Source organism: Micromonospora sp. NPDC049900 (assembly GCF_044461025.1).
Lineage (GTDB): Bacteria > Actinomycetota > Actinomycetes > Mycobacteriales > Micromonosporaceae > Micromonospora.
The window spans coordinates 359,733-385,010 of sequence record NZ_JBITKM010000006.1 but is presented as its reverse complement, the minus strand read 5'-3'; the positions used below and the strand labels follow the sequence as shown (position 1 = coordinate 385,010).

Sequence of the window (25,278 nt, the reverse complement as noted above, 5' to 3'; positions counted from 1 at the left end):
AGCGGATGATGCGCGACGCCAAGATCACCCAGATCTACGAAGGCACCAACCAGGTCCAACGCATCGTGATGGCCCGCCAACTGCTGAAGGACTGAGTCGTGACGGCGCGCTGAATCGTGACGGCCCGGTCGCTGCTCGGCGGCGACCGGGCCGGGCGACTCAGACCAGCCCCTCCAGCACCATGGCGCTGAACTGGCGCGCCACGTCGTCGATGCTGAGTGGGCCGTCGAGGTTGAGCCACTGGTAGGCCCACGCGCACATGCCGACGAGCCCGAAGGTGGCGATCCGGGGATCGACGTCGGCCCGGAACACGCCCCGCGCCACGCCGTCCTGGATCATACCGGCGAACGCCGCCTCCAACCGGTCGCGCTTGCGGGTCACCTCGGCGAACAGGTCACCGGTGAGGTAGCGCCGCTCCTGGTAGAAGATGGTCACGTGGGCGCGGTACTCGGCCACGCTGGTCAGGCTGAGCCGGATCAGCTCGGCGACCCGCACCTTGGGGTCGTCGCTGCCGCTCTCGATCCGCTCGATCGCGGCGAGCTGCGCCTCCAGGTACTCCTCCTGGATGTGCCGCAGCAGGTCGTCCTTGCTCTCGAAGTGGTGGTAGAAGGCACCCTTGGTGAGCCGCGCCTGGTCGGCGATCTCCTGGACCGACGTCCGGTCGAAGCCCCGACGCTCGAACAGTTCGAGCGCGCTCGTGATCAGTGATCGACGGGTGTTCTCCGGGTCGTAGCCGTCGGGCCACCGCTGCCGACGTCGGGTCGTCGCCGGCCGGCTGGACGTCGTACGCGCCATCTGTGGACTCCGCCTTCCGTACCCCGTCAATGTCCCGCCATCCTACCGCCCGGTCGGAAGGTTGTGGGGGTGCACGTTCGGCGATTCACGCGGGTGACTACGCGCCGACCGTCACCAGACGGGCCGCAATGGCGGGACAGCGACAACAAGGGGCCGCTGCCCTGGGCGGAGTGACCGCCTTCGGGCGTCGACTCCGCCCAGGCACCGAGGCGATGTCCGGCGCTGTCGTCGACCCGTACGCGGTACGAGAAAACGCCCGGGCCACGAACACCCGGACGGTCTTCTCTCGCGGGGACGGCACTGTCCCACTCATTCCGCGATGGTGATGTCCCGCTTCCCCAGCAGGGTCCGTCGGGTCAGCAGAATTGCGGACGAACGTGCGACCTCACAGATATCGGACGCCGGTCAGCCGGGCGGCCTCCGCCCAGATCCGTCGCCCGTTGTCCGGGTCCTGTGCCGGCGCGCTCGGCCGCACCTCACCGACCGGCCCACGGATCTCGGAGAACCCGCGCGGCCCGAAGAACTGCCCACCGCGTACGCCGGTCGCGGTGGCCGCGTAGAGCTGTGGTCGGGCGCCCGCCTCGACCCGGCTGATCAGCAGCGGACTGAGTCGGCCGAGGACGCGTAGGAACACGTTGCGGTTGGCCAGCGCGCGGGGGGTGAGATTGGTGCGGGTCATCCCGGGATGGGCGAGCACGCTGATCACCGGCGACCCGGCGGCCCGCAGTCGACGGTCCAGTTCCAGGCCGAGGATGGTGCCGACCAGCTTGGCCTTCGAGTACGCCGTCGGGCCGTGGTAGGACTTCTCGGAGTTGAGATCGGCCAGGTCCAGTCCGCGCCGTCGGTGCACGATGGACGAGACGGTGACCACCCGAGGCTGCCGTCCGCCGGTCAACCGGTCGAGCAGCAGGCCGGTCAGCGCGTACGGGCCGAGCGCGTTCGTCCCCATCTGCATGTCGAAGCCGTCCACCGTCGGGGCCGGACGGGCGCCGGTCAGTGCCACCCCGGCGTTGTTGACCAGCAGGTCGACCGGCCCGGACAGGGCGGCGGCGAAGGCGCGTACGGAGTCGAGGGAGGCCAGGTCCAGTCTGCGCACCTCGACCTCGGCTCCCGGCACCTGTCGTCGGAGGTCGGCGGCGGTCTGTTCACCGGCCGCGACGTCGCGTACCGCGAGCACCACCGAGGCGCCGTGGCGGGCCAGCTCCCGGGCGGTGACCCGACCCACGCCCGAGTTCGCGCCGGTCACCACCGCTCGGCGGCCCTGCTGGTCGGGAATCTGTTCTTCGGTCCAGTTCGGCATGTCCGTCGACGCTAGGAGGTGCTCCGGGCCCCCGGAGAGACCTCGCCAACCTGGGACCGGGGGACCTACCCTGCGGCCGGACCGACCCGGCAGACTCGGGTGGTGACCACCACGGCGTACACCCGCGAGTTGGCGGACTTCCTGCGCAACCGGCGGTCCCGGCTGCGTCCGGAGGACCTCGGCCTGACGCCCGGACCGCGCCGCCGGGTCGCCGGCCTACGGCGTGAGGAGTTGGCTCTGCTCGCGGGAGTCAGCACCGACTACTACCAGCGTCTGGAGCAGGGCCGCGACGTCCGCCCCTCCGACGACGTGCTGACCGGCATCGCCCGGGCCCTCGCCCTCAACGCCGAGGAGACCCGCCACCTGCACGCCCTCGCGCGTCGGGCCCAGCGACCGCCGACGCCACGGCGCCGCACCCGGGAGACGGTTCCGGAGAGCATCCATCGGCTGCTGCACAGCCTGCACACCCCGGCCGTGGTGATCAGCCGTCACCTGGACCTGCTCGCCTGGAACAGGATGGCCACCGCGTTGTATCCGGGCATCGGCCCGGGCAACGTGCTGATCGACATGTTCACCCACGCCGAGGCGCGGGACCGGTGCGCCGGGTGGCGCGAGACGGTCCTGGACTATCTCGGCTTCCTGCGTGCGGCGGTGGCCGCCGATCCGGAGCACCCGCGCGCACAGGAGATCGTCGGCACGTTGACCATCCGCAGCGAGGAGTTCGGCAGGCTCTGGGCCCGGCACGACGTCCGCGAGTCGGTCCACGGCAGCAAGGTCTTCGCGCATCCCCAGGTCGGCGAGTTGCGCCTGGACTGGGACGCCTACACACCGCCGGGGCGCACCGGGCCGATCCTGATCGCCTACACCGCCGCCCCGGGCAGTGCCGCCGCCGAGCGACTGTCGCTGCTCGCCGCGTACGCCGGGTGAGGGCGGCGGCCCACCTCAACCGACCAACCGGGGCGAACCAGGCACACATCGACTTCCGGAAATCTAATTTCGGGCGATCGGCGAGCCCGGTCCATCCATCCCGAAAGCCCCGCTGAGCTGCGATTGTGGGCGACTCGGACCAACCACATCCAGTCCATCCAGATCGATCATTCATCGACCATCGTTGATAATCGGAAACATCGGTGTAATGCTGGGGCTTGGAAGCGCTCCCATGTCGATCCGATCGCCGAACGGAGGACGTAACGTGCGTTCACACAAGCCCGACCAGTCCGGCTCGCGAGTCCGGTCCGCTGCCCGCCAGCCGCTTCGGGCGCTCGTACTGCTGCTCGCCATGACGGCCGGGATGATCCCCTGGGTCGGTGCCGCACAGGCCCACGGCACCATCATCAACCCGGCGTCCCGGGCGTACCAGTGCTGGCAAACCTGGGGCAGCAACCACACGAACCCGGCCATGCAGCAGCAGGACCCCATGTGCTGGCAGGCGTTCCAATCCAACCCGGACACCATGTGGAACTGGATGAGCGCGCTGCGGGACGGGCTGGGCGGCAACTTCCAGGCCCGCACCCCCGACGGGCAACTGTGCAGCAACGGCCTGTCTCGGAACAACAGCCTGAACCAGCCCGGGGCGTGGAAGAGGACCAACGTCAGCAACAACTTCACGATCCAGCTGTACGACCAGGCGAGCCACGGCGCCGACTACTTCCGGGTGTACGTCAGCAAGAACGGGTTCGACCCCGCCACCCAGACCCTCGGCTGGGGGAACCTGGACTTCATCACGCAGACCGGGCGCTACGCCCCGGCGCAGAACATCAGCTTCAACGTCTCGACGTCCGGATACACCGGACACCACATCGTGTTCGTCATCTGGCAGGCATCCCACCTCGACCAGGCGTACATGTGGTGCAGCGACGTGAACTTCGGCTGATCCGGTAGTCCCGCCCACTGCGGCGTCGGCTCCGGCCCGGGATCCGTCCCGGGCCGGAGCCGCCGCGTTCGCGCTACTTCATCGCGGCGATCTGGATCAGGTTGCCACAGGTGTCGTCGAGCACGGCGGTGACCACCGGCCCCAGGTCGGTCGCCTCCTGGACGAACCGCACACCCAGCCCCTTGAGGCGTTCGACCTCGGCGTGGACGTCCTCGACGGCGAACTGCGTGAACGGGATGCCGTCGTCGACCAGCGCCTCCTTGAAGGGTCGGGCCGCCGGGTGGCCGTCCGGCTCCAGCAGCAGCTCCACCCCGTCCGGGTCGGCGGCGGACACCACGGTGAGCCAGCGCGCCTCACCGGCCGGCACGTCGGTCTTCTTCACGAAGCCCAGCTTCTCGGTGTAGAAGGCGAGCGCCTTCACCTGGTCGTCGACGAACACGCTGGTGATGTTGATGCGGAGCACGGTCGCTTCCTCTCAGTCGGTGGGCCACCGCTCGGCGATCGCGCGCAGCGGGCCGGTGTCGATGTGGTGGAACTTGTACCGGCCCTCTCGCCGGACGTGCACCAACCCGGCCTGTTCGAGCACCGCGAGGTGTTGCGAGATGGCCTGACGCGACGAGGTCAGGCCGTGCTTCATGGTCAGCCGGCCGCAGATCTCGAACAGGGTCTGGCCGTCCCGGTCGACCAACTCGTCCAGGATGATGCGTCGCGTCGCGTCACCGAGCGCCTTGAACAGGTCCGGTTCCGCGTCCACCCGGACAGTTATAGGCAAGCTGTCACTTGCCTGTCAAGTCCGCCACGCTCCGCCGGGCTCAGCCGACCGAGTGGGCGTGCCGGGCGGTCCGCTCGGCCAGCCACAGCCAGCGACGCTGCACCTCACCGCTGGTGGCGGCGACCATCGACAGGGCGTCGCCGCCCACCTTGCGCAACGCCTCCGCCTCGGCCGCCGGGTCGTCCAGCAGCGCCGCGCCGTCGCGGAACGCCTCCGCCTCGCTCGACCCGCCGAACCGGGGCGCGACCTCGTCCCGCCAGAACTCGCCCCAGGTCAACTCGGGGTTCCAGGAGAACCGGGCGTACGCCAGGTAGCTCACCTCGTTGGTCGGGTGGTACGCGGACGCCTCGGCGAAGATGGTCAACCCGCGCATGCCGGCGGCGGCGGCCCGGGTGGCCATGTCGGTGTACATCTCCGGCACCCAGGAGTGCCGCTGCCGGTTCCACTGCGACCCCGCGTGCGTCCGCAGCACGTTGGTGGTGTGCGGCAGTGCCGCCACGTGCGCGGCGGTCAGCCGGTCCCGGTTGTCGTACCAGAAGCCCCGGTTGACGCAGTACTGGTAGGCCACGTCGTCGGGCAGGTCGGCCAGCGGCCGTTGCGCGTCGAGGTCGAAGATGTTGTCCCAGTACACCTCGACCAGGTGACGCAGCGGCACCCCGGCCGGACCCGGCCGACGGGCGGTGTCCAGCAGGGTCGGGTACACCGACCGCATCGCCTCGTACGACCAGGAGGTGCGCTCGCCACCGGTGCGCTCGACACACCGCGCACAGGCGCAACTGCCGTAGTCGCCGGTCTCGAAGTTGATCCCGCCGACCGGCAGGGTGTCCAGCAGCCAGTCGATGGCGTCGCGGTGCCAGGCCAGGTTCTCCGGCTGCGACGGGCAGGCGGCCATCATGTACTCGCTGGCCGGGAAGTGCAGGTCGCCGAACTCGTCGATGTCGAAGCCGACCTTCTTCGGCAGTTCGGCGGCCAGATCGGGGCGCTGCCGCAGCCAGGTGGCGAGGTTGTACCGGTGCCGGCCGTCGAAGTAGATGCCGCCGTAGGCGTTGACGCCCACCCCGGCGATGATGCGTACGCCCCGGGCGTTGGCGTACTCGCACAGGTCGCGGGCGGCCTCGACGCCGCCGTGGGCGTCGCGCAGCAGCCCGTACACCACGATCCCGCCGATGCGTTCGGCGCTACAGAAGTCCACCAGCCGTCGGTAGTCCGCGCCGAAGGCGTCGCCGCCCTTGGCGTACGGGTTCAGCGCGCCGATCTCCTGCTGGCCGAGTTGGCGAAGGTCCCAGTTGGTGGAGTGGTCCCAGGTCCAGAGTGTACGCAGCGGCAGCCCGGGGGCGCTCTGGTGCGCTCCGACGGGCAGCCCGGCCGGGGTGGCCCGGTCCAGCAGGTCCCGGACGGCGTAGACCAGGCCGGCGAACGGGTCGCCGACGACGCGGATCTCCCCGGTGGCCGGCACCTCGACCCGGAAACCGCCCTCGGGCAGCGTCGGGTCGGGAACGAACCGCACCGGCTCCGCCCCCTCCCCCAGCGACTCGGCCAGCAGGGTGGCCGCGAACGGCGCGTGCTCGGCGCCGTGCACCCGGACGCCGGAAATCTGGCGGTACGACATCATGACCTCCCGAGGGACTGCGGAGTGGCGGCCAGGTAGTCGACGACGTCGAGAGCCGTCCACACCCGGTGCCGCCAGTACGGATCGTGTTCGACGAGGGTGCGGGCGGCCGACGCGTCGGGTGCCCGCAGCACGAGGACGGAGGCGCTCAGGTCGGCGCGGGCCCCGGCGAGCAGGGCGGTGCCGTCGGCGAGCAGTCCGCGTACGTGGGCCAGGTGGGCCGCCCGGTACGGCTCGCGACGCTGCGCCGCGTCGGCGGCGAAGGTGGCGGTGACCAGGAAGGTCGATTCGAAGATCACGTGTCCGCCCCGATCGCCCCGACCAGGCGTTGCAGGGCCACCCGGTAGACGCTCTGCGGCCGACCCGCGCCGGTGCTGACGTGCACACCGACCTCCTCGGCGAACCCGGCCGCGCGCAGCGCCTTGAGCAGCCGGCGGGCCGAACGGGTCTCCACCCCGTACGCGTCGGCCAGGCCCCGCGCGGTCACCTGGTTGGGGTCCATCTGGTGCAGCGCCTCCAGCAACCGCCGGGTGGACAGCGGTCCGAGGCGCAGTTGCTCGCTGACCCGCAGCACACCGGGGGCGGTCTCGCGCAGCCGCTGCTTGACCGCGCTCTCCCGGGTGGAGTAGATCTCCCCGTCCGGGAAGACCACGTGCGTCTCACCGCCCCGGCCCAGCGCGAGCGCCTGGCGGGCGTTGGCCTCGGCGGCGGCGATGGTGGTGCCGGCGCCGAAACCGACGGTGTGGTCGCCGTCGACGCCGCGCAGGCTCAGCAGGGAGGCGTGCCCGGCCCGGTGCCGGGCGATGGCGCTCTCCACCGTGCCCCGGCTGGTGGTGATGACCAGCGTCCGGTCGTCGATGGTGTTGAGTCGCCCGCGCATCCGCTCGGCGTGTTCCAGCAGTGCCTCGCGCAACCGCAGGCGCTGTCGTTCCGCCTGGTAGGGGTCCTGCGGGCGGTTCGCCGACTCGGCCACCTCGATCATCATCACCGCGATCTGGGTGGCCCGGGACTGGCGTACCTCGGCGGCGAGCCAGGCCCGGCGCAGCGCGTCGCGGACCGAGGCGCGGGTGTGCTCGACGCGCCAGACCGGCACGCCGCGCTCACGCAGTTCCCGGTGCACCGCGCCGAGGCAGGTCAGGCAGGCCTCGACGGCGCCGGACTCGTAGCGCTCGCGGTGGTAGGCGGTGATCTCGGCCAGGCCGGAGAAGAGCAGGCCGGACGAGTCGGCGATCGGCAGGATGTCGGTGGGCGGGGTCAGTTCGATGTCGTGGTACGTCTCCCGGACGGTCTCCGCCTCGATGGTGTCCACACTGACCCGGGGCAGTCGCCCGCCACCGGCCAGCAGCATCCGGGACAGGGTGCGGTACAGGTCGATCCCGGCGTGCCGGATGTAGTCGATCTCGGCGCGCAGCCCACCGCCCGCCGCCGCGAAGGCGTACGGGATCCGCCCGGTGAACAGCAGCACCTGGCACAGGTCGTCCAACTCGCGGGCCAGTTCGGGGGCCTGCTCGGGGTCGGTGTACGCGCGGGTGGTCACCTCCTCCGCGCGCCCCTCCCCGGCCGCCACCTCCTGCACGAGCCGGATCGAGTCCTCCGGGCCGATGATCCCGATCACGCTGCCGCCTCCACGTCGTCGCCTCGCCGTCGCCTCGGGCTGCTCAGCCGGTGTAGACGGTGCCGGCGATGCCGGCGCTGGCCGGTGCCGCCAACAGCGTCAGCACCGACGCCACGTCCTCGGGACGGCCCAGCGCCGCCTCGATCCGGGCGACCTGGGCACCGTCGGTGCCGTTGGCCCGTGCCTCGTCCAGCGACCGCCGCATCAGCGGGGTGTCGATGTCGCCGGGACAGAGGGTGTGCACCCGGATCCCGCGTGGGCCGAGTTGCCGGGCCAGCGTCAGTGCCAGGCCGTGCAGTCCTCCCTTGCTCGCGCCGTAGGGTACCGAGCCGGATCCGGCCAACACGCCCGCCTTGGAACCGACCAGGACGAGCACCCCGTGCCCGTCGGTCAGGTGTCGTACGGCGTGCTTGGCGACCAGGAACGGTCCGGTGAGGTTGACCTCGATCACCCGCTGCCACAGCTCCAGCGGCAGGTCGGTGACGTCGGTGCCCTGCCCGCGCATGATCCCGGCGACGTGCAGCACCGCGTCGATGCCGCCGAGGTCGGCGGCGACCGCGTCGAACACCGAGGCGACCTGCGTCTCCCGGGTCACGTCCACCGCGTGGGCGACGGCCGTCGCCCCGGCGGCACGGGCCTGCGCGGCGGCACCGGCGGCGCCGTCCGCGTCGGCGTCGAGCACCGCGACGGCCGCGCCGGCCGTGACGGCGGCCCGGACCGTGGCGAGCCCGATGCCGGAGGCACCGCCGACGACCACCACCCGGCGGCCGGTGAGCAGGCCGACCGCCGGGGCGACGCCGGTCACCGCCGGACCGTCCCGCGGACCGCCTCGGCGACGTGGTCCGCCTCGGGCACCACGGCCTTCTGCAACGCCGGGGCGGCCGGCATCGGCACGTCCGGGGCGGCCACCCGGGCCACCGGGGCACGCAGGTCGGCGAAGCACTCGGACGCGGCCCGGGCGGCGATCTCCGCACCGAATCCGCCGGTCAGGTTCGCCTCGTGGGCGACGACCAGGCGGCCGGTGCGCGCGATCGACGCGCCGACCGTGTCGAAGTCCAGCGGATTGAGCCACCGCAGGTCGATCACCTCGGTCTCGATCCCCTCCGCGGCGAGTTGGTCGGCGGCGGCCAGGGCTGCCGGGACCATCCGGGACCAGGCCACCACGGTGGCGTCCCGGCCGTCGCGGACCACGCGGGCGCCGCCGATCGGCTCGACCGGCGCGTCGGTGCGGACCGGGCCCCGGGTCGGGTAGAGCATCCGGGCCTCCGCGACGACCACCGGGTCGTCGCTGACCACCGCGGTGCGCAGCATCTGGTACGCGTCGTCCGGTGTGGACGGCAGCGCCACCCGAAGGCCGGGCGTGTGCGCGAAGTACGCCTCCACCGAGTGCGAGTGCTGGGCACAGGCACCGGGTGAGTACCCCTGCTGCATCCGGATCACCAGCGGGGCCTTCCACCGACCGGCACTGGAGTAGCGGATGGTGGCGATCTGGTTGACGATCTGGTCCATCGCCACGAAGGAGAAGTCGGCGTACATGATCTCGGCGATCGGACGCAGGCCGGTCATGGCCGCGCCGAGCGCCATGCCCAGGAAGCCGGTCTCGGAGATCGGGGTGTCGAAGATCCGTTCGGTGCCGAACCGCTTGTGCAGCCCCTTGGTGGCACCGAACGGGCCGCCGGGCAGGGCGACGTCCTCACCGAAGTAGACGGTGTCGGACCGGCTGTCCAGCGCCCAGGTCAGCGCCGCGTTGACGGCCTGGATGTACCGCAGCGACTCAGACATAGACGTACTCCTTGACGGTCGCCGGGTCGGGGAACGGCACCTCGCGGGCGGCGACGACGGCGGCCTCCACCTCGGCGGCCACCTCCGCGTCGATGGCGTCGAGCCGGGCGGTCAGCTCGGCGTCGGCGGCGGCCCGGATCCGGACCAGCGGCTCGCGTTCGCGGGCGGCGGCGATCTCACCGGCCGGGCGGTAGTGCTGCACGTCGCCGCTGTAGTGGCCGACCAGGCGCTCGGTCATCGCCTCCACGATGGACGGGCCGGAGCCCTCCCGGGCGCGGGCGACCGCCTCGGCGACGGCCTCGGCGACCGCGTCCGGGTCGTTGCCGTCGGCGACCCGGCCGGGGATCCCGTACCCGGCGGCGCGCTCGGCGAGCTGGCGGATGCGGACCATGTCCTCGATGCGGGACATCTCCGAGTAGACGTTGTTCTCCACCACCAGGACCAGCGGCAGGTCGAGCACGGCGGCGAGGTTGATCGCCTCGTGCACGTTGCCCTGGTTCATCGCGCCGTCACCGATGCTGACCACCGAGACCGCGCCGCTGCCGGTGCGTTGCGCGGTGAGCGCGGCACCGGTGGCGATCGGCACTCCGGCGCCGACGATGGAGTTCTCCCCCATGAACCAGCGTCCGGGATCGGAGAGGTACGGCGAGGCGGCCCGGCCGCCGTTGACCGCCGAGTCCCGGCCCATCATCTCGGCGAACAGCCCGGTCATGTCCACACCCCGGGCCAGCGCCCAGCCGTGCCCACGGTAGGTCGCGGTCACGTGGTCACCGTCGCGCAGCGCGCGGGCGGCACCGACCGGGATCGCCTCCTGACCGTTGCACAGGTGGATCGAGCCCGGGATCTCACCGTCGTCCTTGAGGGCGGCCAGCCGCTCCTCGAACCGGCGGATCCGGGCCATCGCCCGGTAGTCGTCCGGCAGACCCATCACACCCCCATAGATGAATTAGAGCCCTATTCCGGCTCGTTCGGATTGGAGCCTAGACCAGGGACATCATGCTATGGAAGAGTGCATGAGCAAGTTTGTGGCCGTTATAGGGCTCTAATTTGGGGGCAGCATGGAGATCACCGCCGTCGAGTCGGTGGTGCGGGGCGACGCGCACTTCGTCGCGGTGCACACCTCGACCGGGCTGGTCGGCGTCGGGCAGTCCGCCTGCTGGGGGTATCCGGGAGCCGTACACGCGGTCGTGGAGGCGTTCCGCCCGCACCTGCTCGGCGCCGACCCGAGCCGCATCGAGCACCACTGGCACCACCTGTACCGGATGGGACCGTTCCGGGGATCGGTGCTCACCGCCGCCGTCTCCGCCATCGACCTGGCGCTCTGGGACCTGCTCGGCAAGCGACTCGGCGTACCGATCTGGCAGTTGCTCGGCGGTCGGGTCCGGGACCGGATCCGGCTGCACCTGCTGCTGCCCGGTACCGGCGCGCAGGACCTCGCCGCACAGGCCGCGGCGGCGGTCGCCGACGGGTTCACCGCGGTGAAGTTCGACCCGCTGCCGGCGGACTACGGCGACCTGTCGCTGGCCCGGCTGGTCAGCGACACCCAGGCCACCACCGCCGCCGTCCGCGACGCGGTCGGACCCGACGTCGACCTGCTCATCGAGCTGCACCGCAAGCTCACCCCGTTGCAGGCCGAGGCGGTCATCCCGGCGGTCGGTCGGCTGCACCCGCTGATGGTCGAGGACCCGATCCAGATCGACAGCGTCAGCAGCCAGGCCGAGGTGAGCCGCCGCGCGCTCGGGGTGCCGATGGCCAACGGCGAGCGGCTGCACACCATCTGGGAGTTCAAGGAGCTGCTGGCGCAGGGCGGGGCCCAGTACGTCCGGCCCGACCTCGGCCTGGCCGGCGGCATCAGCCACGCCCGCAAGATCGCGGCGCTGGCCGAGTCGTACCACGCGGCGGTGGTCAGCCACAACTGCCTCGGACCGCTGCTCACCATGGCCTCGGTGCACCTGGACACGGCGATCCCGAACTTCGTGACGCAGGAGTACTCCCCGCTGGACGACACCCTCGCCGACGGTCCGGCCCGGGCGTGCGTCCGCCGCGAGGGCGGGTTCCTGCCGATCCCCGAGGAACCCGGTCTCGGCGTCACCCTGGACCTCACCGACGAGACCCCGCTGGACCTGACCGGCCGCCCGCTCACCCGCATCCCCCACCGCGCCGACGGCTCCATCGCCTACGCCGTATAGCTGTAAGGAAGGGTCCCCTGCTATCGCCTCGTGCATAGCAGGGGACCCTTCCTTACAGCCGTTCCTTACATCCCGGTGCCTACACCCGGCGGCCGGGATGGTGGAAGACGGGGTACGCCCACAGGGGTTCGCCGTCGGCGTCGGCGATCTCGGCGAACAGGTGCGACAACGACGCCGTCCACCGCGCCTGCACCTCGGAGGCGCCGGTGACCCGGCCAGCGTGGTCGAAGCCCCACCGGGTCTGCAGGACGCAGATCAGCAGCAGACCGTGCCGGTAGATGTGGTAGTCGTACACGCCCGCCTCGTCGAGCAGGGCGGCCATCTCCGGCCACAGCTCGACGTGCCGGCGCTCGTACTCGGCCTCCGCCCCGGGACGCAGGCGGTACAGGTGGCACACCTGCACGCCCGGCCCGCGGGCCGGTCCCGTCCCCGATCCGGTGCCGGGATCGGGGACGGGACCGGGGTGACCCGCGCTCGGACATTGAGGAGTATCCGGGTCGGGCCGGTCGGTCGGTGTGCTCACTTGCCGGAGCCGGCGAGCGCACCGGAGACGAGCTGGCGCTGGAACACCAGGTAGATGATGAGCACCGGGAGCAGGGCCACGATCAGGCCGGCGCTGACCAGCGGCACCGACACGTCGTACTGGCCGCTGAGCAGGGACACGCCGACCATCAGCGTCTTGGAGTCCGAGCCGCCCATGATGACCAGTGGCAGCAGCAGGTCGTTCCACATCCAGACGAAGTTGAAGATGGCCAGCGCCGCCAGGGCGGGGGTGGCGATCGGGGCGAGCAGCCGGAACAGGATGGTGAAGTGTCCGGCCCCGTCGACCCGGGCGGCCTCGATCAGCTCGTCGGGCACCTGCTGGAAGTAGCCGGCGAGCTGGTACGTGCCCAGCGGCAGGCCGAAGGCCGCGTACGCCAGGATCAGTCCCTGGTACTCGCCGGACATCCCCAGGTCCAGCACCGTCTGGTAGAGCGGGTAGATGATCGCCTGGCTGGGGATGGTCAGGGTGATGATGATGAACAGGAAGACCAGCTTGCCGCCCCGGAAACGCAGCTTGGTCACCGTGTACGCGATCAGCATCGCGGCCAGCACCGACAGCACCAGGCCACCGACCGTGGTGATGATGGAGTTGAGCAGCAGCCGGGGCATGTTCATCCGCTTGAACGCCTCGACGTAGTTCTCGAAGGTGATCCCGGCCGGTAGCCCGAGCGGGTCCCGGGCGAACCCGGTCTGCGTCTTGAGCGAGCTGACCACGGTGAACAGCAGCGGATAGAGCGCCGCCACCGCGACCACCACCAACGCAAAGACCAACAGGTAGCGCCCGATCTGGGCGGAGTGTCGCCGGTTCATCGCGGCTTCCGGGTCCCCTCTTTGAACATGTGCCGCACGCTGAAGATCGACAACACGGCGACGAAGACGAACAGGGCGATGCCGATGGCCGAGCCGTACCCCCGGTCGAGGAACTGGAAGGTGGTCAGGAAGACCAGGTACTCGGGGAGCATGGTGGCGTCGCCGGGGCCGCCCTGGGTCAACGCGTAGATCAGCGGGAACAGCCAGATCAGCACGCCGGAGGCGCAGAGCACGCTCCAGTACGCCACGGTGGGACGCAGCATCGGCACCACGACGGAGAAGAGCCGCCGCCAGAAGTTGGCCCCGTCGAGGTACGCGGCCTCCAGCACCTCGTCCGGGATGGTGGCGAGCCCGGCCAGGTAGGTCATCACACCGAGACCGAAGAAGCTCCACAGCGCCACCGCGACCAGTGAGAAGAGCGCGCTGTTCTGCCCGTTGAGCCACTCGATGGCCAGCGGCTCCAACCCGACCGCGCGCAGCAGGGCGTTGATCGGTCCGTCCGGGCTGAGGATCTGCCGGAACATGATGCCGACCACGATGGGCGCGATGGTGTACGGGACGAAGTAGACGGCCCGGAAGAACTTCCAGCCCGGTGCCCGTTGGTGGATCAGCACCGCCAGGACGAGCGGCAGCACGATCCAGACCGGCAGGGTGGCCACCACCAGCAGGGCGTTGCGGAAGCTGGCCAGCACCACCGGGTCGTCGAACATCCGGGTGTAGTTGTCCCAGCCGGCGAACGAGCTGTCGCCGAACCCGCTGGAGGATTCGAAGCTGGTGATGACGCCCCGGATCAGCGGCACCAGTTTGAAGGTGACCGCCAGGGCCATCCCCGGCAGCACCAGCAGGGCGCCGAGCCACCATTCCCGGGCGTGCCGGGGTCGCCGGGTGCGGCGTACCGGCGGGGGTGGGTTCGTCGCGACGGCCGAATCGGCGGCCGACGCGGTGGAGATGCTCATCGGGCTGTCCTCCCCGGAGGCTGGCGGGTGGGGTGGCGCCCGGCCACCCCACCCGGTGCGACTAGTTGCCCTGCTTCTTCGTCGGGCTGCGCTCCAGCGCCTGCTGCATCTGGTCGGCCCACTTGTCGACGGTGAGCTGACCGAGCGTGATCTGCTGCCAGCCTCGGGCCAGCGCGTCGGCCTCGGGGCCGGAGAGCATGACACCGGCGTGCAGGGTCGGCTCGGCCACGAACTCCTGGATCTTCTTGAAGGCCGGCGACGACGGCAGCAGGGCGGGGTCGACGTTCTTGTTCAACGGCTGCCCCTTGGCGTGCTTCACCCACAGCTCGCCGTTCTCCTTGCCGGCCAGCCAGGTGATGAACTCCAGGCCGGCTTCCTTCTTCTCGCTCCACTGCGTCACGCCGTAGACGGCGCCCTCGATGCCGGAGAACTTGCCGGCCAGCGGCGCGGACTGGTTGATCACCGGCCACCGGGTGACGCCGAGCTTGTCGTCGCCGAGGGCCTTGCCGAACGCCTCCCAGTTCACCGCGTCGGAGATGATGGTGCCGGCGAAGGCGGCGTCACCGCGCTGGAAGATGTCCGCGCCGTCGGGCAGCATCGTGATCGACGGGGCGTTCTTGTTCGTCCAGCCCTTGGTGGTGATCTCGGCGAGCTTCTCCAGGACCTGGACCAGCTTCGGGTCCTTCCAGGACAGCGTGCCGGCGAGCAGACCGCGGATGTCGTCCTCGGTCAGGTAGTTCCGGGCGATCTCCGGGAAGTCCCAGTACGCCGGGAAGGTGCCGGACAACCCCAGCGCCAGGCAGGTCTTGCCGGAGTTCTTGATCGCCTCGCAGGCGGCACCGAACTCGTCCCAGGTGGCCGGCGGGTTCTCCGGGTCCAGCCCGGCGCCGCGCAGCACGTCCTTGTTGAAGTACAGGACGTTGCCCTGGTAGGAGAAGGGCACGCCGAAGCAGGCCTTGCTGGTGTCGAAGCCCTCGCAGGCGCCGCTGTAGGTGACCAGGTCCTTGTTGATCTCAGCGGCCCGATCGCCCAGCGGCACGTACGCGCCCCGCCGGTCGAACAGCTCCAGCCCGGCGTTGTTGGCCATCACGTCCGGCCCGGACTGCGAGGTGATGTACGGCCCCTGCACCTCGGGGTACTTGTCGAACGGGACCGACTGCAGGTCCAGCTTGATGTTCTGGTGGCTGGCCTCGAAGGTGGTCTTCACCTGCTGCCAGTACTCGGAGCCGCCCGGCTCCCAGGTGAGCACCTTGAGGGTGACCGGGCCGTCGGCGGCGTCGCCACCGCCCCCGCATCCGGCCAGCATCGCGGCGGTGGCCACACCGGCGGCGAGGACGCCGGTCAATCTACGACGAAACATCGGCGCAAGCTCCTGTCAGGAGAGGGGTTCGAGGGAGATCCGACGGGGTTCGCCACCGGCGGCGGCGCTGTCGGCCATGGCCGTGGCGACCTGCACCACGTGCAGTCCGTCGGCGAGCGGGACGACCGCCGACGAGTCGGTGCCGGTCACCTGACCGACGAAGTGGCGCAGTTCGGCGGCGAGCGCGCCGCCGCCGTCGGCCGGCGAGAGCAGCCAGTCCGGCGCCTCGGTCTGCTCGGCCTGGACGAGCAGCGTGGGGTGGCCGAGGTCGACGTGGGCGACCCCGTCGGTGCCGTACACCTCGACCAGGTCCGAGGTGTGGTTGGGCGTGGTGTCAGGCAGGAGGTAGCTGTTGCGGATCGACGACACGACATCGTTGGCGTGCCGAAGCTCCGCCCACACCAGGACCGGCGAGGTCGGTCCCGGTCGGGTCCGGGCGGTCGCACGGACCTCGACCACCGGCGACTGGGCGTACCAGATGGCCAGGTCGACGTCGTGCACGGCGGTGAGCAGGGCCGGATGCTCGCCGGGGAAGAGCCGGCTGAGCGCGCGCGGGCGGTCCCGGCGGGAGGAGACGGCCAGCACCCGGCCGAGCCGGCCGGCGCGGACCGCGTCGTACAGCGCCCGGTGCGGGGCGCTGTGACGGAGGATGTGTCCGGGCTGGCAGAGGACCTGGTGGGTGCGGGCCGCCGCGACGATCGCGGCGGCGTCGGCGACCGTCGCCGCGAGCGGCTTCTCGACCAGGACCGGCACTCCGGCGGCGAGCAGCGCGACCGCGACCTCCCGGTGGGCGGGTCCGGGTACGCAGACCGAGGCCGCCTGCGGGGCTCCGGCGGCGAGCAGGTCCGCGACGGTGCCGTAGGTACGGGCGACGCCGTGCGCGGCGGCGGCCCGGTCCCGCACGTCGGGGTCCGGGTCGACGAGCGCGGCCACCGGTACGCCGATCGACCGGTACGCGGCGACGTGCCGCAGCCCGAACGCGCCCGCACCGATGACGGCGACCTCCGGCGCGGCGTTCATGCCGCGCCTGCCCGGGTGCCGCCGGTGGGCACCGGGACGGTGCGGTCGACGACGCGGTTCATGCCGTCACCGCCGCGACGGCCGCGTCCGGCCCGGCGGGTGCCGGTACGGTCGTCCCGACACCGGGGGCAGCCGCAGGGAGTCGCCCGTCCAGTACGGCTCGGGTGAGCCGTTCGAAGGCGGTCACGCCGACGTCGAGGCACCGCTCGTCGACGTCGAACGAGCCGGAGTGCAGGGGCGCGCCCCCGCGCTCGCCGGTGACGCCGAGCTTGACGTACAGGCTCGGGCCGAGCGCGCCGAGCAGCGCGAAGTCGTCGGTGGTCAGCGGCGGCACCGCGAGGTCCGCCACCTGCACCAGGTCGGGCAGCTCGCGGTGGGCGAGTGCGACGAGTTCGGCCGCGTTGCGTACCGGCGGCATCTCGTTGGCCCAGGTGAAGCGGACGCCGAGGTCGAGCGCGGCGGCCTGCTGGCGGGCGACCCGTTCGATGACCGTCTTGAGCCGGTCGCGGACGCCCTCGTCCAGGGTGCGCAGCGTGCCGGTGGCCTCCGCGTAACCGGCGACCTGGCTCTGGCTGGCTCCGCCGGAGATGGTGCCGATGTTGAAGGCCATCAGTTCGTCGGCGTTGCGCGATCGGGCCACCGCAGCGTGCAGCAGGTTCACCATGCCGCTCAGTCCGAGGATGGCGTCGCGGCCGAGCGCCGGGGTGGCGGCGTGCGCGGCCCGACCGAGGACCTCGATGCGGAACGCGTCCTTGGCCGCCATCGCGGTGGTGCGGTCCACGCCGAGGGTGCCGACCGGCAGGTCGGGCCAGCAGTGCAGGCCGAGTACGGCGTCGAAGCGCCGGCCGCGCAGCGCCTCGTCGACGAGGACGGCGGCGGCGCCGGAGGTCTCGCCGAACGGGATCTCCTCGGCGGGTTGGAACAGGACGGTGACCGAGCCCCGGGCCGGCGGGTCGGCGGCGAGCCGGGCGGCGGTACCGTACGCGACGGTCATGTGCACGTCGTGTCCGCAGGCGTGGCAGACCCCGGCGGACGTCGAGGCGTACGGCTCGGTCTTGGCGTCCTGCACGGGATAGGCATCCATATCGGCCCGAAGGAGGACCGATGGCCCCGGGAGGCGACCTTCGAGTTCGAGTACCAGTCCGGTACCGGCGATGCCGGTGCGCAACCGCCCGAACGGCTGAAGCTTCTCGGCCAACGTCCCGGCCGTGCGGTGTTCAGTAAACCGCAGCTCGGGGTGGCGATGGAGCTGACGCCTCAGCCGTACCAGCTCATCAACCCCGTCGTGTCCCCGCGCCACCCGGCCCACCCTTCGCTCGCGACCTGCAATCCGGACCTAATTGAGACAAGAACCTAAGTCAGGGGGGTGGCCGCGTCAATAACCAGCCAGAATTTGGGTTATCGTCCGTGACCATGGATCGCGCTGACGCCCACCTGCACCTGTTCGCCGACGGCTACCCGGGCCGGTACGGACGCTCCCCGGCAGGCGGCCAGGAGATCGCTCTGTATCAGGACATCCGTCGCGTACACGGCATCGATCGGGCCCTCGTGGTCGGGTACGAGGGCGAGCCGCGCTTCGCCGGGAACAACGACTACCTGGCGGGGCTGGCCACCCGGCACCCCTGGATCGCCCCGGTCGCCTACGTTCCACCAGGTGGACCGGCGGACGGGCAGTTGGCCCGCTGGTGGGCGGCGGGCTTCGTCGGGGTGGCCGCCTACCTGGCGGAACCCGAGGCCGCCGACCGCTTCGCCGACTGGGTGACCGGCTGCGCCGCCGACCTCGCCACGGCCGGTGCGGTGCTCAGCCTCAACGCCACCCCGGCCGCCACCCGGCGGCTCGGCCCCGCGCTCGCCGCCCTCGACGGGTGTCCGGTGTTGTTCAGCCACCTCGGGCTGCCCGGCAGTCGGCCCACGCCCCCGACTCCACAGCAGGCCACCGAGACCCTGGCGGCGCTGCTCGACCTCGCCCGACTGCCGCACGTCGGAGTGAAGATCTCCGGCCTGTACGCGGTCAGCGAGCCGTCGCACGCCTGGCCGCACGCGGCGGCCCGGCCCTTCGTCGAGCTGCTCCTGGACCGCTTCGGCAGCCGGCGACTGTACTGGGGTTCGGACTTCCCGCCCAGCCTGGACCATGTGTCGTTCACGCAGACGCTGGAACCCGTCGGGCTGGACGACCTCTCCCCCACCGAGCGGGCGGACGTCCTCGGCGCCAACCTGCGCCGTCTCCTCGACCGCGCGCCCGGCCCGGGAGGCGACACGTCAGCGGCCGAGCCGGCCTGACGGAGCGTCGTCAGGCCGGCTCGGTCTCGCGACACACCGGGTCGCGCAGTCCGGCGTCAGCGGCCTCGACGGTCACCCCGTGCAGGTCGGGGTCGCCACCTCCCGGCCGGGGCGGGCCGGGGCGAACTCAGAGCACCGACGCGTACCACTGGGCCCCGGTGACGCTGATCCGCTGGGACTGCTGGCGGTTCCACTCCACCCGCAGGCCGTGCTCGCGCAGCACCGGGAAGACGAGATCGTCGAGGAATCGTTCCAGGTCGGCCTGGTATCCGGCCTGCTGCTCGGCCTCGGAGAGGGCGGAGTAGGCGGCCTCGTCGAAGTCCACCGGCGGATAGGCCCCGTAGCCGAGCCAGACCTGGCCGTCCTCGCTGTCGACCAGCGACTCGGTGTCCTGCTGGTGGTACCAGAGGTAGCCGTGCCAGTGCCGGGAGTCGTCCCGCTCGTCGTGGATCTCGCCCGCCGCGCAGGTGCCGCAGCAGGTGAAGTTCTCCCTGGCCACCACTCCACGCCGGTTGAGTTCGGCGAAGGCGCGGGTCAGGTTGCCGCTCACCTCACCCCAGCCGCGTTGCTGCTCCCGCCGCGCCGCCACCGCCGTCTCGTACGCGGCACGCAGCTCGTCGTCGGTAGCGCCGTGACGCTGACCGTCCTGGTCGAAGAAGTCCACGAACTCGTCGGCGTCGGTGTCGCCGCGCACGATCCAGGCCCAGATCTCGGCCTCGATCTCGTCGCGTCCCGGCTCCCCGATGCGCTCGGTGAGGAACCGTACGCCCGCCGGGCGCTCGTTGTAGATCCATTCGGTCATGGCGAGGATCTTCACACGCTCCTCCGACAACCCGCGCCCGCCCGGCCTCGGCACCGGACACCGGGCGGGACGACGGGGTTTCAGCCGCCGGGTCCACTGCCGCGCTCAGGCGGGGACGGTGGCCGGCCCCATCCGGAAGTCCGGGTCGATCTGCGTGGTGAGGTCCACGCCGGTACGGTCGTTGGCCCAGGCCATCGCGTTGCGCCGGTGGAACTCGTGGGCCCAGCGGGTGAACGCCGCCCAGTCCTGGGTGGTGGTGTCGACGACCTCGGCCAGGCGACCAAGCGCCGCCCGGTTCTCCGGCTCCACCTCGTCCAACGGCCCGAGGTCGCCACGCTCGGCCCGGCGCACGTACGCCGAGCGTCCCACCCAGGTCAGCAGGTCGTCTCCGACGTGCTCGCGCAGGAACTCCACGTCGGCGGCGTCCTCGACCTTGTTGCCGACCACGGACAGCGCCACCCCGTAGTCCCGCGCGTAGCCGGCGTACTGCTGGTAGACACCGACCCCGCGCACGGTCGGCTCGCAGACCAGCACCGTGCGGTCGAAGCGGGTGAACAGCCCCGAGGCGAACGAGTCGGCACCGGCGGTCATGTCCACCACCACGTACTCGCCGGGGCCGTCGAGCATGTGGTTGAGCAGCAGCTCCACTGCACCGACCTTGGAGTGGTAGCAGGCCACCCCCAGGTCCTCGGCGGTGAACTCGCCGGTCACCGCGAGTCGCACCGCGCCGACGGGGGCCACGCAGGTCGCGTAGATCGGGTTCTCCTCGTCCACCCGGAGCAGACGGGAACCCCGGCCCGGCGGGGTGGTCTTCACCATCTCGGCGGCGGAGCCGATCCGCAGATTGCCGCCGCGCAGGTACTCCTTGATCGCGGGCAGGTGAGCGCCGAGCGGCACGGGAGCGGCGGCGGGCTCCGGCCCGCCGAGGGCGACCGCGAGGTGCTGGTTGATGTCGGCGTCGATCGCCAGCACCGGACGGCCGGCGGCGGCGAGGTGGCGGGCGTAGAGCGCGGTGAGCGTGGTCTTCCCACTACCGCCCTTGCCGACGAACGCTACCTTCACCGCGACCACCCCTTGATGCCAACGGAAACCGTTTCCATGAGCGCGATGGTAACGGGTGGTGCGGCACCCGCCGCGGACAACCCGCTGATTGCGTCAGAACCAGGTCATCGCCTCCGGCGCGCTGTCGCCGGCTCGTCACGCCCTCTCCGGCTCGGCCTGCGCGGGGAGGTCGAGCACGTCCGCCGCCAGCCGGTGGATGGTGTCCAGCGTGGCGTCCCGGCCGCCGGCCGCCTCGACCATGAACAGCAGATGCCGCACGCCGGGCAGGGCCGCCGCCCGGGCCACCGCCTCTCGGCATCGGCGGGGCGAGCCGACCGGGTGGATGTCGATCAGATGGTCCACATAGCGTTCCGGATCGCGACGCCCACCTGCGGCACCGTCCAGGCGCACGTACTCCCGGGTGCCGGCCAGCAGTGGCGGCAGGCCGGCGCGGACCGCCCGCGCCGCCGCGTCGTCGGTCGCCGCCACCTGGGCGAGGTGGGCGCTGGCGTGGTGGATGCCGGTCGGGTCGTGCCCGTGTGCGGCGGCCACCCGCGCGTGCCGGGCGACCAGTTCCGCCTTCTCGGCCAGGTCCGCGTGCAGGCCGAGCAGGAGCGGAAGTCCGTGCCGGGCGGCGAGGTCGACCGTCCCCGGGGTGGTCGCGGCCACCCAGACCGGCACCCGGCCACGCGGACGCGGCACCACCGCGACGGGCCGGAACGGGAAGCGCGCGTTACCCGCCACCACCGGCTGCCCGGACAGCCACCGCAGCAGCAGTTCCACCGAGTCGCCGAAGCCCTGTCGGAACCGGTCCAGGCCGGTGCCGAAGACCTCGAGGTCGACCCAGGGACCGCCACGGCCCACGCCCAGCCGGAACCGACCGCCGGAGAGCTCGTGCAGCAGCACCGCCTCCTCGCCGAGCGCCACCGGATGCCGGTTGGACAGCACGCAGGCGGCGGTGCCGACCGCGATGCGCCGGGTGGCGCCGAGCAGATGCGCGGCGAAGGCGACCGCAGAGGGACAGACGCCGTAGGGGATGAAGTGGTGCTCGGCGATCCACACCCCGTCGAAGCCGGCGGCCTCCGCCGCGCTGCCGTACCGGTGGGCGTCGGCGAGCACCTCGGTGTGGGTGTGGCCGGGCCGCTGCCCGGCGAGCAGGAACAGGTGTGCGTGCACGTCCCGTTCCGCCCGCCGGGTGCGGCGGGGATCAGCAGTCACGCAGCTCGGGCGACTGGTTGAGCAACTGGCCCCGGGTGGAGACGAACCGGCGGTAGGTGTCCGAGTCGACCGCCGACGGCCGGAAGGCCGCGACCCGGTGGCAGTTCTGGAAGGCGAGCTTGACGCCGAAGTGGCGCTCCAGGCTGGACCGGATGGCGTCGCTGGCCAGCGCCCGCAGCAACTGCCCCCGCTCCGCCTCACTGGGCGGCGGGAGCACGTTGTCGGCGAACTCCTCGCCGGAGCCGGCCAGGTCCGACGCCACCCGGCTGACAGTCTGCCAGGCGTACGGCAACGACTCCCGAACGCAGGCGACGAACTCCTCGTCGTCGACGGGGCCGGACTCGGCGGCCCGCAACAGGTCGGGCGGCACGGTGAGAGACATGGTCCTCCTCAGTTAACGATCACGGTTTTCGCTTTCGTTAGACTGAGCACACCATGTCGGTGACCACGCGTCAATGCCCGAACACGGAAAGCCACCACGATGCCCGTCAGCCGCCACCGTCCGTGCAGGAGGCTTCGCACGCCCTATCGGCGCACGCAGTCGGCGCAGACACCGACGATCTCGAGCGTGTGGTTGAGATCGGTGAACCCGTGCTGCGCCGTGACGCCCTCGGCCCACTCCTCCACCGCCGGACCGACCACCTCCACCGTGCGACCGCACTCGCGGCAGACCAGGTGATGGTGGTGGCTGCGGCTGCACCGGCGGTACAACTGCTCGCCGGAGGGCAGACGCACGGTGTCGACCTCACCCGCGTCCACCAACGCCTGCAGGGTGCGGTAGACGGTGGTCAGGCCGACCGACGCCTGCTGGTCCCGCAACTGGGCGTGCAGTCCCTGGGCGCTACGGAACTCGGTCAACTCGTCGAGCAGCCCGACGACCTCGGCCCGTTGCCTGGTGTTGCGGGCAGCGCCCGGAATCGACTTGATCGCCATCGCCACTCCCCTTCGTCCGGGGCCTCGGGCCGACACGGCAGCCTCGCAGCTCACCCCGGGGCCGGCGACGCGAGTCTCAGCGGCTCGCCGTCGGGCCATCATGATAGCCGCCGTTGCGTCGGCGGAGCCGCCGCCGCTGCCCACCCAGACCCAGTTGCCTCCGGCCACTGCGCGTCGCGGTGACATCCGCCAGCGTGGCGGGCGTGCGTGGCAGCAGGCGAGCAGACGGTGGGCACCGACATCGACGGCGGCGTGGAGGTCCGGCCGGGAGGCTCGGGGTCACCATGGCCGTTGTCCGATGTGCCCACCGACGACCTGCCTCGAACGTCTGCGCACCGGCGACGCGCTACGCCGCAACCCGCAGCTTTGCGCGGCATGCGGGGGCTCGCCGAGCGACACGGCGGGTCGATCCCCCAGGGTCGTGATGACGGGAAGCCGCAGGCTCACCCCGTCGGGCCCGGACGGCGCGCACGGCCACCCCTGACCGTCGGTCCGGCAGCCCCGGCACCGGAGTGCCGAGTCGGAAACGTTACGACTTGACGAACGGCATGTTATCGCTCACAGTCGATGCCTAAGGACGGCGCCTGCGGCTTACCGGGCAAGCCCGCTGCGCCGGATCTGGGATCGGGCGCGCCCAGCTATAGCGGCGATCATGTTAGCGCTGCCATACCGCGATTGCGCTCGACCCGTGCGTCACGGTGCGCCCGACTCCGGGCGGACCGTTCATCTGTTGGTCATTGAAGGAGGATCATGTCTGCCTTCGGTAGATCTCCATCGATCGCACCGCCGTCGCGGCGGCGCCGGTGGTTGCCGCGGGTCATCGCTGCCGGCGTGGCAGCGGTGATGGTCAGTGGTGCCGCCGCCGCGGTGCTGGCGACGCCCGCCGCTGCGGCCACGGTCGACACCAACGCGTGGTACGTGTTGGTGAACCGCAACAGCGGCAAGGCCCTGGACGTGTACAACCTGGCCACGAGCGACGGTGCGCGGATCACCCAGTGGACCAGGAACAACGGCAATCAGCAGCAGTGGCAGTTCGTCGACTCCGGCGGTGGCTACTACCGGTTGAAGTCGCGGCTGTCCGGCAAGGTGCTGGACGTCTACAACTTCTCCACCGCCAACGGCGCGTCCATCGTGCAGTGGACCGACGGCAACGGCACCAACCAGCAGTTCCGGCTGGCCGACTCGGCCGGTGGCTACGTTCGTCTGATCAACCGCAACAGCAACAAGGCGGTAGAGGTGCAGGGCGCCTCGACCGCTGACGGCGGCAACATCGTGCAGTACGACGACTGGGGCGGCACCAACCAGCAGTGGCAGCTCGTCCGCGCCGACGGCGGGACCACGCCGACCACTCCGCCGCCGTCGGGTACCTGCTCGCTGCCGTCGTCGTACCGGTGGTCCTCGACCGGCGCGTTGGCGCAGCCGCGTGCGGGTTGGGTGTCGTTGAAGGACTTCACCCACGCCCCCTACAACGGCCAGCAACTCGTCTACGCCACCACCCACGACACCGGCACCAGCTGGGGCTCGATGAACTTCGGCCTCTTCTCCAACTGGAACCAGATGGGCTCCGCCAGCCAGAACCCGATGCCCTTCTCCGCCGTCGCCCCCTCCCTGTTCTACTTCGCCCCCCGCAACATCTGGGTCCTCGCCTACCAGTGGGGCGGCCCCGCCTTCTCCTACCGCACCTCCACCAACCCGGCAGACGTCAACAGTTGGGGACCGGCACAAACCCTGTTCACCGGATCCATCACCAACTCCGGCACCGGCCCCATCGACCAGGCCCTCATCGGCGACAGCCAGAACATGTACCTCTTCTTCGCCGGCGACAACGGCCGCATCTACCGCGCCAGCATGCCCATCGGCAACTTCCCCGGCAACTTCGGTTCGAACTACACGACGATCATGACCGACACCACCAACAACCTCTTCGAAGGTGTGCAGGTCTACAAACTCGAAGGCGAAAACCGGTACCTCATGCTCGTCGAAGCCATCGGCTCCCAAGGACGCTACTTCCGCTCCTTCACCGCCACCAGCCTCGGCGGCACCTGGACCCCCCAGGCCGCCACCGAGAACAACCCCTTCGCCGGCAAAGCCAACAGCGGCGCCACCTGGACCAACGACATCAGCCACGGCGAACTCATCCGCACCAACGCCGACCAGACCATGACCGTCAACGCCTGCAACCTCCAGTTCCTGTACCAGGGCCGTGCACCGAACTCCGGCGGCGACTACGGCCTCCTGCCCTACCGCCCCGGACTGCTCACCCTGCAACGCTGACCCACCGATCCACGCCCGGCGGGCCCACGACAGGCCCGCCGGGGTGAGCGCCTCGGCGGCCCTGTCCCGTACCCGTGGGACAGGGCCGCCAGTGTCGTTTCCGCCG

Annotated in this window: 27 protein-coding genes; 6 read left to right on the top strand and 21 right to left on the bottom strand. The window is 71.2% G+C overall.

Annotated features, from left to right (window positions below):
- Positions 1–95, top strand: a 95-nt coding sequence (locus tag ACIBMZ_RS17265) for an acyl-CoA dehydrogenase family protein (RefSeq protein ID WP_363795502.1), incomplete at its 5' end; no start/stop codon positions are given.
- Positions 96–159: 64 nt separating this feature from the next.
- On the opposite strand, the gene ACIBMZ_RS17260 is transcribed toward ACIBMZ_RS17265, so the two are convergent.
- Complete coding sequence (locus tag ACIBMZ_RS17260; protein WP_396694789.1) at positions 160–795, bottom strand: TetR/AcrR family transcriptional regulator; 636 nt, start codon at positions 793–795, stop codon at positions 160–162.
- 385 nt (positions 796–1,180) lie between these two features.
- Complete coding sequence (locus tag ACIBMZ_RS17255; protein WP_396694787.1) at positions 1,181–2,095, bottom strand: oxidoreductase; 915 nt, start codon at positions 2,093–2,095, stop codon at positions 1,181–1,183.
- Between the two features lie 102 nt (positions 2,096–2,197).
- On the opposite strand from ACIBMZ_RS17255, the gene ACIBMZ_RS17250 reads away from it, so the two are divergent.
- Together ACIBMZ_RS17250 and ACIBMZ_RS17245 are read left to right on the top strand one after the other, a co-directional pair.
- On the top strand, positions 2,198–3,022 hold the full coding sequence (locus tag ACIBMZ_RS17250) for a helix-turn-helix domain-containing protein (protein WP_396694785.1): 825 nt from the start codon (positions 2,198–2,200) through the stop codon (positions 3,020–3,022).
- Positions 3,023–3,287: 265 nt separating this feature from the next.
- Positions 3,288–3,968, top strand: a complete 681-nt coding sequence (locus ACIBMZ_RS17245) for a lytic polysaccharide monooxygenase (protein ID WP_396694783.1) — start codon at positions 3,288–3,290, stop codon at positions 3,966–3,968.
- Positions 3,969–4,041: 73 nt separating this feature from the next.
- Here the strand turns inward: ACIBMZ_RS17245 and ACIBMZ_RS17240 are convergent, their stop codons facing one another.
- The 8 genes from ACIBMZ_RS17240 to ACIBMZ_RS17205 are packed head-to-tail and all read right to left on the bottom strand — an operon-like array spanning position 4,042 to position 10,674.
- Positions 4,042–4,431, bottom strand: a complete 390-nt coding sequence (locus ACIBMZ_RS17240) for a VOC family protein (RefSeq protein WP_396694780.1) — start codon at positions 4,429–4,431, stop codon at positions 4,042–4,044.
- A gap of 12 nt (positions 4,432–4,443) precedes the next feature.
- Complete coding sequence (locus tag ACIBMZ_RS17235; RefSeq protein ID WP_396694778.1) at positions 4,444–4,722, bottom strand: ArsR/SmtB family transcription factor; 279 nt, start codon at positions 4,720–4,722, stop codon at positions 4,444–4,446.
- A 58-nt stretch (positions 4,723–4,780) separates the two neighbouring features.
- On the bottom strand, positions 4,781–6,349 hold the full coding sequence (locus ACIBMZ_RS17230) for a hypothetical protein (RefSeq protein WP_396694776.1): 1,569 nt from the start codon (positions 6,347–6,349) through the stop codon (positions 4,781–4,783).
- Positions 6,349–6,648 (bottom strand): YciI family protein, encoded by a 300-nt coding sequence (locus tag ACIBMZ_RS17225; protein ID WP_396694774.1) that lies wholly within the window; start codon positions 6,646–6,648, stop codon positions 6,349–6,351. The genes ACIBMZ_RS17230 and ACIBMZ_RS17225 overlap by 1 nt, the downstream gene beginning before the upstream one ends.
- On the bottom strand, positions 6,645–7,964 hold the full coding sequence (locus tag ACIBMZ_RS17220; RefSeq protein ID WP_396694772.1) for a hypothetical protein: 1,320 nt from the start codon (positions 7,962–7,964) through the stop codon (positions 6,645–6,647). The genes ACIBMZ_RS17225 and ACIBMZ_RS17220 overlap by 4 nt, the downstream gene beginning before the upstream one ends.
- A 43-nt stretch (positions 7,965–8,007) precedes the next feature.
- Positions 8,008–8,769 (bottom strand): SDR family NAD(P)-dependent oxidoreductase, encoded by a 762-nt coding sequence (locus ACIBMZ_RS17215; RefSeq protein ID WP_396694770.1) that lies wholly within the window; start codon positions 8,767–8,769, stop codon positions 8,008–8,010.
- Complete coding sequence (locus ACIBMZ_RS17210) at positions 8,766–9,746, bottom strand: alpha-ketoacid dehydrogenase subunit beta (protein WP_396694768.1); 981 nt, start codon at positions 9,744–9,746, stop codon at positions 8,766–8,768. The genes ACIBMZ_RS17215 and ACIBMZ_RS17210 overlap by 4 nt, the downstream gene beginning before the upstream one ends.
- On the bottom strand, positions 9,739–10,674 hold the full coding sequence (locus ACIBMZ_RS17205) for a thiamine pyrophosphate-dependent dehydrogenase E1 component subunit alpha (protein WP_396694766.1): 936 nt from the start codon (positions 10,672–10,674) through the stop codon (positions 9,739–9,741). Before ACIBMZ_RS17205 ends, ACIBMZ_RS17210 begins: the two co-directional genes overlap by 8 nt.
- 130 nt (positions 10,675–10,804) lie before the next feature.
- On the opposite strand from ACIBMZ_RS17205, the gene ACIBMZ_RS17200 reads away from it, so the two are divergent.
- A complete protein-coding gene (locus tag ACIBMZ_RS17200) occupies positions 10,805–11,935 on the top strand; it encodes a mandelate racemase/muconate lactonizing enzyme family protein (RefSeq protein ID WP_396694764.1) in 1,131 nt (376 codons plus the stop codon).
- Positions 11,936–12,014: 79 nt separating this feature from the next.
- On the opposite strand, the gene ACIBMZ_RS17195 is transcribed toward ACIBMZ_RS17200, so the two are convergent.
- The 6 genes from ACIBMZ_RS17195 to ACIBMZ_RS17170 all read right to left on the bottom strand — a co-directional run bounded on the left by ACIBMZ_RS17195 (position 12,015) and on the right by ACIBMZ_RS17170 (position 17,924).
- Positions 12,015–12,332 (bottom strand): L-rhamnose mutarotase, encoded by a 318-nt coding sequence (locus ACIBMZ_RS17195; RefSeq protein WP_396694762.1) that lies wholly within the window; start codon positions 12,330–12,332, stop codon positions 12,015–12,017.
- A 122-nt stretch (positions 12,333–12,454) separates the two neighbouring features.
- A complete protein-coding gene (locus tag ACIBMZ_RS17190; protein ID WP_396694760.1) occupies positions 12,455–13,288 on the bottom strand; it encodes a carbohydrate ABC transporter permease in 834 nt (277 codons plus the stop codon).
- Entirely contained in the window at positions 13,285–14,244 is a 960-nt protein-coding gene (locus ACIBMZ_RS17185; RefSeq protein WP_396694758.1) for a carbohydrate ABC transporter permease, read from the bottom strand. Before ACIBMZ_RS17185 ends, ACIBMZ_RS17190 begins: the two co-directional genes overlap by 4 nt.
- A 61-nt stretch (positions 14,245–14,305) precedes the next feature.
- Positions 14,306–15,604 (bottom strand): ABC transporter substrate-binding protein, encoded by a 1,299-nt coding sequence (locus tag ACIBMZ_RS17180; RefSeq protein WP_254876823.1) that lies wholly within the window; start codon positions 15,602–15,604, stop codon positions 14,306–14,308.
- Positions 15,605–15,619: 15 nt separating this feature from the next.
- The gene (locus ACIBMZ_RS17175) at positions 15,620–16,624 is read right to left on the bottom strand and encodes a Gfo/Idh/MocA family protein (RefSeq protein ID WP_396694755.1); all 1,005 of its coding nucleotides are present in this window, start codon (positions 16,622–16,624) and stop codon (positions 15,620–15,622) included.
- A 58-nt stretch (positions 16,625–16,682) separates the two neighbouring features.
- Positions 16,683–17,924 (bottom strand): M20 family metallopeptidase, encoded by a 1,242-nt coding sequence (locus ACIBMZ_RS17170; protein WP_396694753.1) that lies wholly within the window; start codon positions 17,922–17,924, stop codon positions 16,683–16,685.
- Positions 17,925–18,037: 113 nt separating this feature from the next.
- Here ACIBMZ_RS17170 and ACIBMZ_RS17165 point away from each other — a divergent pair, with 113 nt between their 5' ends.
- Positions 18,038–18,904: an amidohydrolase family protein gene (locus tag ACIBMZ_RS17165; protein ID WP_396694751.1), complete on the top strand. Its 867-nt coding sequence runs from the start codon at positions 18,038–18,040 to the stop codon at positions 18,902–18,904.
- A gap of 127 nt (positions 18,905–19,031) precedes the next feature.
- On the opposite strand, the gene ACIBMZ_RS17160 is transcribed toward ACIBMZ_RS17165, so the two are convergent.
- The 5 genes from ACIBMZ_RS17160 to ACIBMZ_RS17140 form a co-directional block, all read right to left on the bottom strand.
- Entirely contained in the window at positions 19,032–19,706 is a 675-nt protein-coding gene (locus tag ACIBMZ_RS17160; protein WP_396694749.1) for a DUF6891 domain-containing protein, read from the bottom strand.
- Positions 19,707–19,811: 105 nt separating this feature from the next.
- Positions 19,812–20,768 carry an ATP-binding protein gene (locus tag ACIBMZ_RS17155; RefSeq protein WP_396694747.1) on the bottom strand — a complete coding sequence of 319 codons (957 nt, stop codon included), beginning with the start codon at positions 20,766–20,768 and terminating at the stop codon, positions 19,812–19,814.
- Between the two features lie 135 nt (positions 20,769–20,903).
- A complete protein-coding gene (locus ACIBMZ_RS17150; RefSeq protein ID WP_396694745.1) occupies positions 20,904–21,965 on the bottom strand; it encodes an LLM class flavin-dependent oxidoreductase in 1,062 nt (353 codons plus the stop codon).
- Complete coding sequence (locus ACIBMZ_RS17145; RefSeq protein WP_396694743.1) at positions 21,955–22,347, bottom strand: SCO5389 family protein; 393 nt, start codon at positions 22,345–22,347, stop codon at positions 21,955–21,957. Before ACIBMZ_RS17145 ends, ACIBMZ_RS17150 begins: the two co-directional genes overlap by 11 nt.
- A 143-nt stretch (positions 22,348–22,490) precedes the next feature.
- Positions 22,491–22,898: a Fur family transcriptional regulator gene (locus ACIBMZ_RS17140; RefSeq protein ID WP_396694741.1), complete on the bottom strand. Its 408-nt coding sequence runs from the start codon at positions 22,896–22,898 to the stop codon at positions 22,491–22,493.
- A gap of 750 nt (positions 22,899–23,648) precedes the next feature.
- Here ACIBMZ_RS17140 and ACIBMZ_RS17135 point away from each other — a divergent pair.
- Entirely contained in the window at positions 23,649–25,172 is a 1,524-nt protein-coding gene (locus ACIBMZ_RS17135; RefSeq protein WP_396694739.1) for a non-reducing end alpha-L-arabinofuranosidase family hydrolase, read from the top strand.
- The last annotated feature ends 106 nt before the right edge of the window (positions 25,173–25,278 follow it).

Bases quoted from the DNA above. Each gene is read 5' to 3' on its own strand.
- ACIBMZ_RS17175 (WP_396694755.1), bottom strand. From the start codon at position 16,624: ATGAACGCCGCGCCGGAGGTCGCCGTCATCGGTGCGGGCGCGTTCGGG.
- ACIBMZ_RS17205 (WP_396694766.1), bottom strand. From the start codon at position 10,674: ATGGGTCTGCCGGACGACTACCGGGCGATGGCCCGGATCCGCCGGTTC.
- ACIBMZ_RS17200 (WP_396694764.1), top strand. From the start codon at position 10,805: ATGGAGATCACCGCCGTCGAGTCGGTGGTGCGGGGCGACGCGCACTTC.
- ACIBMZ_RS17230 (WP_396694776.1), bottom strand. From the start codon at position 6,349: ATGTCGTACCGCCAGATTTCCGGCGTCCGGGTGCACGGCGCCGAGCAC.
- ACIBMZ_RS17185 (WP_396694758.1), bottom strand. From the start codon at position 14,244: ATGAGCATCTCCACCGCGTCGGCCGCCGATTCGGCCGTCGCGACGAAC.
- ACIBMZ_RS17145 (WP_396694743.1), bottom strand. From the start codon at position 22,347: ATGTCTCTCACCGTGCCGCCCGACCTGTTGCGGGCCGCCGAGTCCGGC.
- ACIBMZ_RS17160 (WP_396694749.1), bottom strand. From the start codon at position 19,706: ATGACCGAATGGATCTACAACGAGCGCCCGGCGGGCGTACGGTTCCTC.
- ACIBMZ_RS17180 (WP_254876823.1), bottom strand. From the start codon at position 15,604: ATGTTTCGTCGTAGATTGACCGGCGTCCTCGCCGCCGGTGTGGCCACC.
- ACIBMZ_RS17255 (WP_396694787.1), bottom strand. From the start codon at position 2,095: ATGCCGAACTGGACCGAAGAACAGATTCCCGACCAGCAGGGCCGCCGA.
- ACIBMZ_RS17135 (WP_396694739.1), top strand. From the start codon at position 23,649: ATGTCTGCCTTCGGTAGATCTCCATCGATCGCACCGCCGTCGCGGCGG.
- ACIBMZ_RS17165 (WP_396694751.1), top strand. From the start codon at position 18,038: ATGGATCGCGCTGACGCCCACCTGCACCTGTTCGCCGACGGCTACCCG.
- ACIBMZ_RS17210 (WP_396694768.1), bottom strand. From the start codon at position 9,746: ATGTCTGAGTCGCTGCGGTACATCCAGGCCGTCAACGCGGCGCTGACC.
- ACIBMZ_RS17140 (WP_396694741.1), bottom strand. From the start codon at position 22,898: ATGGCGATCAAGTCGATTCCGGGCGCTGCCCGCAACACCAGGCAACGG.
- ACIBMZ_RS17260 (WP_396694789.1), bottom strand. From the start codon at position 795: ATGGCGCGTACGACGTCCAGCCGGCCGGCGACGACCCGACGTCGGCAG.
- ACIBMZ_RS17190 (WP_396694760.1), bottom strand. From the start codon at position 13,288: ATGAACCGGCGACACTCCGCCCAGATCGGGCGCTACCTGTTGGTCTTT.